Below are 255 nucleotides of genomic sequence, written 5' to 3'. Positions count from 1 at the left end.
AGTCGAGCGGACGAGCATGGATAATAATCGGGCATAAGCATATTACCGAAGCTATGGATTTTACGATAAGTAAAGTGGTAGGGGAGCATTCTAACAGGGTTGAAGGTGTATCGTGAGGTATGCTGGATCGGTTAGAAAAGAAAATGTAGGCATAAGTAACGATAATGCGGGCGAGAAACCCGCACACCGAAAGACTAAGGTTTCCGCAGCTATGCTAATCAGCTGCGGGTTAGTCGGGACCTAAGGCGAACCCGA

Annotated in this window: 1 rRNA gene; it reads left to right on the top strand. The window is 47.5% G+C overall.

From position 1 onward, the window contains the following. Nucleotides 1-255: ribosomal RNA gene (locus EQG68_RS14925) — 23S ribosomal RNA — on the top strand; the annotation flags it as partial.

Origin of the sequence: Flavobacterium piscinae, assembly GCF_004122145.1 — a bacterium.
Lineage (GTDB): Bacteria > Bacteroidota > Bacteroidia > Flavobacteriales > Flavobacteriaceae > Flavobacterium > Flavobacterium piscinae.
This window is presented reverse-complemented; position numbering and strand designations above follow the sequence as displayed.